Raw genomic sequence first — 7,178 nt, 5'->3', positions numbered from 1 at the left:
GCGTAGCGCTCCTAATCGCCCGTGCGGCTTGACTACTCCCCACACTGCTGGGGATGTACCTCACATCGCACTACGCACAGCAAGACACCGATCCGGCGCACTGGCGCCGAGATCGATCCCACTCCCTCGTCATCTCACTTCTCGCATGCCCGGCGGCATGCCCCCCAGGGGGCGCGCGGCCGGAGAAAGCATCGCTGGCGACTAGAGCGTCAGGGCCACACCCGTTCCCATCCCGAACACGGTCGTTAAGCCTGACAGCGCCGATGGTACTCCGCTCGAGAGAGCGCGGGAGAGTAGGCCGTCGCCGGCACCTCGTTCACGAGCGCCCCGCACACATCACGTGTGCGGGGCGTTCGTGCGTCCGCCCGTCCCGTTCGTGCGCTTCTTGCCAACCGCGCCCGGCGTGACCGCCTCGCCCTCCCCCACCACGATCGCCGCCGCCGCCGCGGCCATCGCCGTCGCCGCCTGGCGCTCCGCGCGCCGCCGCCGGCAGTCCGCCGAACGCCTCGCCGCCGCCACGCTCGAGTCGCTGCTCAACGCGATCGACGCCAACGACGCCGAGACGGGCGCGCACGTGCGCCGCGTCGCCGACTACGCCCTCGTCCTCGCCGAGGCGGCGGGGCTCCCGAGCGCGCGCCGGCGCGAGGTCGAGCGCGTGGCGCTCTTCCACGACGTCGGGAAGATCCACGAGGCGCTGTTCGACCTCGTGCACGACGACGACGGCCTCTCCCCCCAGGAGCGCGAGGCGATCGCGACGCACCCGAAGCGCGGGGCCGACGTGCTCGCGCCGCTGTGCGCCTTCTACCCCGAGCTCCCCGACGGGGTGGTCGCGCACCACGAGCGGTGGGACGGCGGCGGCTACCCGAACGGGCTGCGCGGGATCGACATCCCGCTGGCGGCGCGCATCGTCGCCATCGCCGACACCTTCGACGCGGTGACGCACGCGCGGCGGTACCGGGCGGGGAGCGATCCCGAGCGCGGCGCGCGCGTGATCCAGGAGGGGAGCGGGCGCCAGTTCGACCCGTCGCTGGCAGCGCTCTTCCTGTCGCCGCCGGTGTTCGCCGAGATCCGGCGGCGCATGGAGGCGTCGGCGCGGGCGGAGGCGCGGGAGCGGACGGCGCCGGCGAATCCACGGCCGCGCACGCGCGGGCGGGTCTCGCGGGGGGAGCGCCGCGCGCGTCAGCGCGAGACGCCGGTGCCGAACGTCAGCTTCCGCTGGCGCCCCGCCGTCGCGGCGCGCCGGTAGGCGCTCCGGTAGGGGCGGGCGCCGGCGCCGGGGGCGCGCGCGGCGCGTCGGCGCGCGCCGCGGCGTCGCCCCCCGCGCGCGCCTCGCGCACCTCGACCTGGTAGCGGGCGAAGGTGGTGCGGAATTCGTGGTGCCCGTCCGGGTGCGCGACGAAGAACAGGTAGGGCACCGTGGCGGGGCGCACCGCGGCGGCGAGGCTCGGGCCCCCCGGGGCGCCGATCGGCCCGGGCGGGAGCCCCTTCACGCGGTACGTGTTGTACGGCGACTCGACCTCGAGGTCGCGGTAGAACATGCGCATCCCGCGGCGCCGCAGCGCGTACTCGACGGTGGGGTCCGCCTCCAGCCGCATCCCCTTCCGGATCCGGTTGTGGTACACCGCGGCGATGACCGGGCGCTCCTCGGGGCGCCGCGCCTCGCGCTCGACGATCGACGCCAGCGTCACCACGTCGTGGCGCTTCATCGCGAGCTTCTGCAGCTCGGCGTCCCACTCGGGCGCCCACTGCCGCTCGAAGGCGGCGACCATCTGCGCCACCGCCTCGCGGGCGGAGGTGCCGGCGCCGAAGGTGTAGGTCGCCGGGAAGAGGTACCCCTCCAGCGTCTCGGTCGGGACGTCGAGGCGGCGGAGGAGCGCCGTGTCGCGCACCGCCGCCTGCACCGAGTCGAGCGGGACCTCGAGCACGCGCGCGAGCTGCGGGGCGATCTGCCGCAGCTCCCACCCCTCGACGACCGTCATCGACCGCACGACGCCCTTCCCGCTCTCCAGCGCGTCGACGAGCGACGCGAACGACTGGCCGGGCTGGAACTCGTAGGTCCCCGGCTTGATGGCGCGGTCGCGCCCCTTGAGCTTCGCCCAGAGCCGGAGTCCCGTCGCCGAGCCGACGACGCCCTTGGCGGCGAGCGAGTCGGCGGCGGCGGCGAAGGTCGCGCCGCGCGGGATCACGACGCGCGCCGGCGGGCCGCCGGACGGGCCGCCGCACGCGGGGGCCGCCGCCAGCGCGAGGGGCGCGAGCCGCGCGAGCGGGCTACGCATCGGGATCGGTCTCGGCGGGGAGGGCCAGCGCGTGCTGCAGCAGCACGGCCGCCGCGAGCGCGTCGACGTCGCCCTTCCGGCCGCGCGTGCTGCCGCCCATGTCGTGGATGGCGCGCAGCGCGGCGGCGGTGGTGAAGCGCTCGTCGACGAGGCGCACGGGGAGCCCGGTGCGCTTCGCCAGCTCGGCGGCGACGTGGCGCGCCTCGGCGGCGCGCGGGGTGTCGTCGCCGTTCTGGTCGAGCGGGAGGCCGACGACGAAGCCGCGGGCGCCGAGCGCCTCGGCGCGGCGCACCAGCTCCGCGATCGGCGGGCGCTTGCCCGCGCGCCGCTCCACGACGCCGGCGGGGGACGCGATCATCCCCAGCTCGTCGCTGAGGGCGAGCCCGATGCGGCGGTCGCCCCAGTCGACGGCGAGCAGCCGCCCGTTGGTCGCCGCGGCCACGGCGGCGCTCACCCCTGCGCCATGGCGGCGAAGAACTCCTTGTTGGAGCGCGTGCGTCCCATGCGCTGCAGGAGGAAGAGCATCGCCTCGTCGCCCGGCATCGGCGCCAGGAAGCTGCGCAGCAGGATGACGCGGTTGTTCTCGTCCTTGTCGAACAGCAGCTCCTCGCGGCGCGTCCCCGAGCGGTTGATGTCGAGCGCGGGGAAGATGCGGCGGTCGGCGATCTTGCGGTCGAGGATGAGCTCCATGTTGCCGGTGCCCTTGAACTCCTCGAAGATCACCTCGTCCATGCGCGAGCCCGTCTCGACGAGCGCGGTGGCGACGATGGTGAGCGAGCCGCCGCCGTCGATCTTGCGCGCCGAGCCGAAGAAGCGCTTGGGCTTCTCCATGGCCTTGGCGTCGACGCCGCCCGAGAGGACCTTGCCCGAGCTGGGGACGACCGTGTTGTGCGCGCGGGCGAGGCGGGTGATCGAGTCGAGGAGGATGACGACGTCGCGCCCGTGCTCGACGAGGCGCTTGGCCTTCTCGAGCACCATGTCGGCGACCTGCACGTGGCGGTCGGCGGCCTCGTCGAAGGTCGACGAGATGACCTCGGCCTTGGGCACGGAGTTCTGCATGTCCGTGACCTCCTCGGGGCGCTCGTCGATCAGCAGGATGATGAGCGCGATCTCCGGGTGGTTCGCGGCGATCGCGTTCGCCAGCTTCTGCATGAGGACCGTCTTGCCGGCGCGCGGCGGGGCGACGATGAGGCCGCGCTGCCCCTTGCCCAGCGGCGCGATGACGTCGCACAGGCGCGTGCTGACGTCGCCGTCCGGGGTCTCGAGGTGGATCCGCTCGTCGGGGTAGCGCGGCTTCAGGTTGTCGAAGGTGACGCGCTGCTTCGCCTTCTCGGGCTCGTCGCCGTTGATGCGCTCGACCTTGAGCAGGGCGAGGTACTTCTCCCACTCCTTCGGCGGCCGCACCTGCCCGACCACGGTGTCGCCGGTGCGCAGGTCGAAGCGCTTGATCTGCGAGGGCGAGACGTAGATGTCGTCGGGGCCGTAGAGGTAGTTCCAGTCCTGGCTGCGCAGGAAGCCGTAGCCCTCGGGGAGCACCTCGAGGACGCCGTCGCCGCGGAGGAGCACGTCGGCGTCGAGCAGCGACTGCTCGATGCGGAAGATCAGCTCCTGCTTGCGCAGCCCGGAGTGGTTCGCGACCGAGAGCTCCTCGGCGAGCGCGTGCAGCTCGGGGAGGGACTTGCGCTTGAGCTCTGCGATGTCGACGAGCGGGGCGTCGGCCCCTGGAACGACGTCTCCAGGCACGGCGGGGCGGGGCGGGGTGTGGACGGGTGGGCGGAGCGGGGAAGGGCGCCGTGCGGCGTCGCGCACCCGTCGGGCGGGGGCGGCCGGTGGTGGGATCCGGCCGCGGAACGGCGTGGGGGTCGCACGGCGACCCCGAGGTCCGGCCCGTCGTGCAGCGCGAAGCTAACGGTCGTTCGGAAAGGGGGTCAAGCGCGGCGGGGACGACGCGGCCCGGGGGGCGCGGCGGACCGGGGAGGGGTCAGAAGGAGAGGTAGCGGAGCGGGTTGCGTCGCAGGTCCGCGGCCAGCGCGTCCATCTCGGCGCGGGTGGCCGCGACCCGGCGGACCAGCGCGGAGTCGTGCTGGAGGCGGCCGGCGGTCCCGCGGGGCTCGGCGAGGGCCGCCTGCACGCGGGTCAGCTCCGCGCGCAGGTCATCGACGGTGCGCAGGAGGGTCGAGTCGCGGCGCAGCCGGCCGATGGAGGAGGACGGCCCGTCGAGCAGGCGCCGCACCGAGTCGCCGAGCGCCATCGCGAGGCGCGCGCGGGCCATGGGCTCGCCGCGGCGCATCATGAGCGGGAGGGTGCCGTTCCCGCCGCGCACCGCCTGCATGACGCCGCCCACGGCGGCGCCGGTCTCGGCGAGGCGGTCGGGCCCCTCGACGCCGAGCGCGCCCAGGGTGCTGCGTGCGGAGCGGAGCTGCGAGGCCAGGACCGTCAGGTTGTCGAGGATGACCGGGACCTCGGAGGCCGCGAGCGCCAGGTCGGCGCGCGCCTGGTCGAGCTCCCGCGAGCGGCGCGAGACGAGCGTGTCGCCGGCGCGGATCAGCGGCTCGCCGGCGGCGCGGCTGGTGATGGCCACGATCGGGGAGCCGATGAAGCTCCCGCCCGGGCGGACCTCGACCGGGGCGTCGCGCGCGATGCGCGGCATGGCCTCGGTGAGGACGTCGAGCGCGAGGAGGACGCGCGTCAGCGTGTCGGCGCTGGGGGGGCGGAAGCCGACCTCGCGCACGACGCCGACCTTGACGCCGTCGAGCCAGACCTCGCTGCCGGGGAGGACGCCGCGGCCGTGCGGGGTGGCGGCGTAGAGGGGCTCGGTATCGCCGTGCAGCGCGCCGACGCGGGCCCAGCGCAGCACGCCGAGCGCGCCCACCACGACCACGACGAGGGCGGCCACGCCGAGCCGCAGGTCCCGCCAGGTGGTCGCTCGCGACATACGGCCGAGCTTCGCAAGGGCCGGACCAGCGGCCGGGGCGGATGCGCGAACCGGCGCCCCGAGGGGGCGCCGGCGGCGGTGCTGCGGACGGACGAGCGAGCGCTCGGTCGTGCGGGACGCGCGTGGCAGGATTCGAACCTGCGACCTTCGCCTCCGGAGGGCGACGCTCTATCCAACTGAGCTACACGCGCACGTGCATCGACGCGAACGCTAACGCGGGCGCGGGGGGCGGAGCAAGAGCCGGCCGAGGTTGACCGATTCCGAACCTGCGCGTAGCTCCCATCGTTGAACCCCGCGACGAGCATGGGGTACCGGCCGCTCGCACCGGTGGCGCGCCGGGCCGCCGAGCCAACGCGGGGGATCGCCCGCGCGTTGGCTGAGTGGGCCGGCGCGCCGGACGCCCTTAACGAAAGGGCGCACGGCGCGTCGCCCGTGCGCCGTCCGTCCGTTCGTCCGCGCGTCCACCCGCGAGGCCCCATGCCCGCCCTCGACTCCGTGCTCGAGCTGCTGCTCAAGTACCGGCCGGCGCTGTTCGCGCAGGGGCGTCTCGCGTTCGACGCCCCGCGCGGCGCGGCGCTGGCGCTGGTGCTCGCGGGGCTGCTGCTGGCGGCGGTGGTGGCGTGGACGTACCGGAGCGCGCGCGGCGGTGCGAGCGCGCGCGACCGCGCCGTGCTGACGGGGCTGCGCGTCGCGGCGATCGCGGTGCTGGTGGCGTGCCTCCTCCGCCCGGTGCTCGTGCTGGCGGCGGCGGTCCCGCGCCGCAACACGGTGGCGGTGCTGGTCGACGACTCGCGCAGCATGCGCGTGCGCGACTGGGGCGGGAAGGCGCGCGCGGACGCGGCGTCGGCGCTGTTCGGCGCGGGCACGCCGCTGCGCCGCGCGCTGGAGGCGCAGTTCGGGGTGCGCGTGTACCGCTTCGCCGAGGAGGCGGGGCCGGCGGCGGGGGTCGACAGCCTGGCGTTCGCCGGCGAGCGCACGCGGCTCGGCGCGGCGCTCGACCGGGTGCGCGAGGACCTCGACGGCGTCCCGCTCTCGGGCGTGGTCGTGCTGACCGACGGCGCCGACGGCGCGCCGACCGCGCTGGCCGACGCGGTGCTGGCGCTGCGCGCGCGCGGGACGCCGGTGTTCCCCGTGGGGGTGGGCGCGCCGGCGGCGGTGCGCGACGTCGAGGTGTCGCGCGTCGAGGCGCCGCGCACCGTGCTGCAGGGCTCCGCGCTGTCGCTGCACGTGGTGCTCGAGCACCGCGGGCTGGCCGGCGCCACGGTGCCGGTGACCGTCGAGGCCGAGGGCGGGCACCTGCTGGCGCGCAAGGAGGTCGTGCTCCCGGAGGCCGGCGACGCGCTCCCGGTCGCGCTGCACGTGCCGATGCCCGACGCCGGCGCGCGGCGCCTGGTGGTGCGCGTGCCGCGGCAGCAGGGGGAGACGCTGGCCGAGAACAACGAGCGCCCGCTGCTGGTGGACGTGCGCGACGCGCCGGCGCGCATCCTCTACTTCGAGGGGGAGCCGCGCTTCGAGCCGAAGTTCGTGCGGCGCGCGGTGGCCGACGACGAGCGGCTGCAGGTCGCGCTGCTGCAGCGCACCGCCGACGGGAAGTACCTGCGCCTGGGCGTCGCGGACAGCCTCGACCTGGTGGGCGGCTTCCCGGCGACGCGCGAGGCGCTGTTCGCGTACGACGGCGTGATCCTCGGCTCGGTCGAGGCGAGCGCGTTCAGCGCCGAGCAGCTGCGGATGCTGGCGGAGTTCGTGTCGGTGCGCGGGGGCGGGCTGCTGTTCCTGGGCGGGCGGCGCGCGTTCGCGGAGGGCGGCTACGCGGGGACGCCGCTGGAGGAGGCGATGCCGGTGCAGCTGGGCGCCGCCGCGGCGGCCGACGGCGACCGGCCGATCCCGGCGGCCGAGCTGACGGAGCGCCCGACGCCCGCCGGCGCCGCGCACGCGCCGCTGCAGCTCGCGGCCGACGACGCGGCGTC

Annotated in this window: 6 protein-coding genes, 1 tRNA gene and 1 rRNA gene; 3 read left to right on the top strand and 5 right to left on the bottom strand. The window is 75.7% G+C overall.

The annotated features are described in order from the left end of the window. Positions 1-193: 193 nt before the first annotated feature. Together rrf and PYV61_RS17925 are read left to right on the top strand one after the other, a co-directional pair. Positions 194-310: ribosomal RNA gene (gene rrf, locus PYV61_RS17930) — 5S ribosomal RNA — on the top strand. Positions 311-403: 93 nt separating this feature from the next. Next, the gene (locus PYV61_RS17925; RefSeq protein ID WP_275834137.1) at positions 404-1,246 is read left to right on the top strand and encodes an HD domain-containing phosphohydrolase; all 843 of its coding nucleotides are present in this window, start codon (positions 404-406) and stop codon (positions 1,244-1,246) included. Here PYV61_RS17925 and mltG read toward each other — a convergent pair. The 5 genes from mltG to PYV61_RS17900 form a co-directional block, all read right to left on the bottom strand. Continuing rightward, positions 1,206-2,276, bottom strand: a complete 1,071-nt coding sequence (mltG, locus tag PYV61_RS17920; RefSeq protein ID WP_275834135.1) for an endolytic transglycosylase MltG — start codon at positions 2,274-2,276, stop codon at positions 1,206-1,208. The two genes, PYV61_RS17925 and mltG, sit on opposite strands and share 41 nt — an antisense overlap. Further along, on the bottom strand, positions 2,269-2,730 hold the full coding sequence (gene ruvX / locus PYV61_RS17915; RefSeq protein ID WP_275834133.1) for a Holliday junction resolvase RuvX: 462 nt from the start codon (positions 2,728-2,730) through the stop codon (positions 2,269-2,271). The genes mltG and ruvX overlap by 8 nt, the downstream gene beginning before the upstream one ends. Beyond that, positions 2,727-4,019 carry a transcription termination factor Rho gene (rho, locus tag PYV61_RS17910; protein WP_275834131.1) on the bottom strand — a complete coding sequence of 431 codons (1,293 nt, stop codon included), beginning with the start codon at positions 4,017-4,019 and terminating at the stop codon, positions 2,727-2,729. Before rho ends, ruvX begins: the two co-directional genes overlap by 4 nt. 238 nt (positions 4,020-4,257) lie before the next feature. After that, positions 4,258-5,211: an MlaD family protein gene (locus PYV61_RS17905; RefSeq protein ID WP_275834129.1), complete on the bottom strand. Its 954-nt coding sequence runs from the start codon at positions 5,209-5,211 to the stop codon at positions 4,258-4,260. 117 nt (positions 5,212-5,328) lie between these two features. Further along, a tRNA-Arg gene (locus tag PYV61_RS17900) sits at positions 5,329-5,402 on the bottom strand. Between the two features lie 286 nt (positions 5,403-5,688). Between PYV61_RS17900 and PYV61_RS17895 the strand changes: the two genes are divergently transcribed. Then, positions 5,689-7,178, top strand: a 1,490-nt coding sequence (locus PYV61_RS17895; RefSeq protein WP_275834127.1) for a vWA domain-containing protein, incomplete at its 3' end; no start/stop codon positions are given.

The organism is Roseisolibacter sp. H3M3-2 (assembly GCF_029211165.1).
In the GTDB taxonomy this organism is placed as follows: Bacteria; Gemmatimonadota; Gemmatimonadetes; order Gemmatimonadales; family Gemmatimonadaceae; genus Roseisolibacter.
The sequence above is the reverse complement of the archived record's forward strand: the minus strand, read 5'-3'. Positions and strand labels throughout refer to the sequence as shown.

Coding starts and splice junctions, on each gene's coding strand:
- mltG (WP_275834135.1), bottom strand. CDS start 2,276: ATGCGTAGCCCGCTCGCGCGGCTCGCGCCCCTCGCGCTGGCGGCGGCC.
- PYV61_RS17905 (WP_275834129.1), bottom strand. CDS start 5,211: ATGTCGCGAGCGACCACCTGGCGGGACCTGCGGCTCGGCGTGGCCGCC.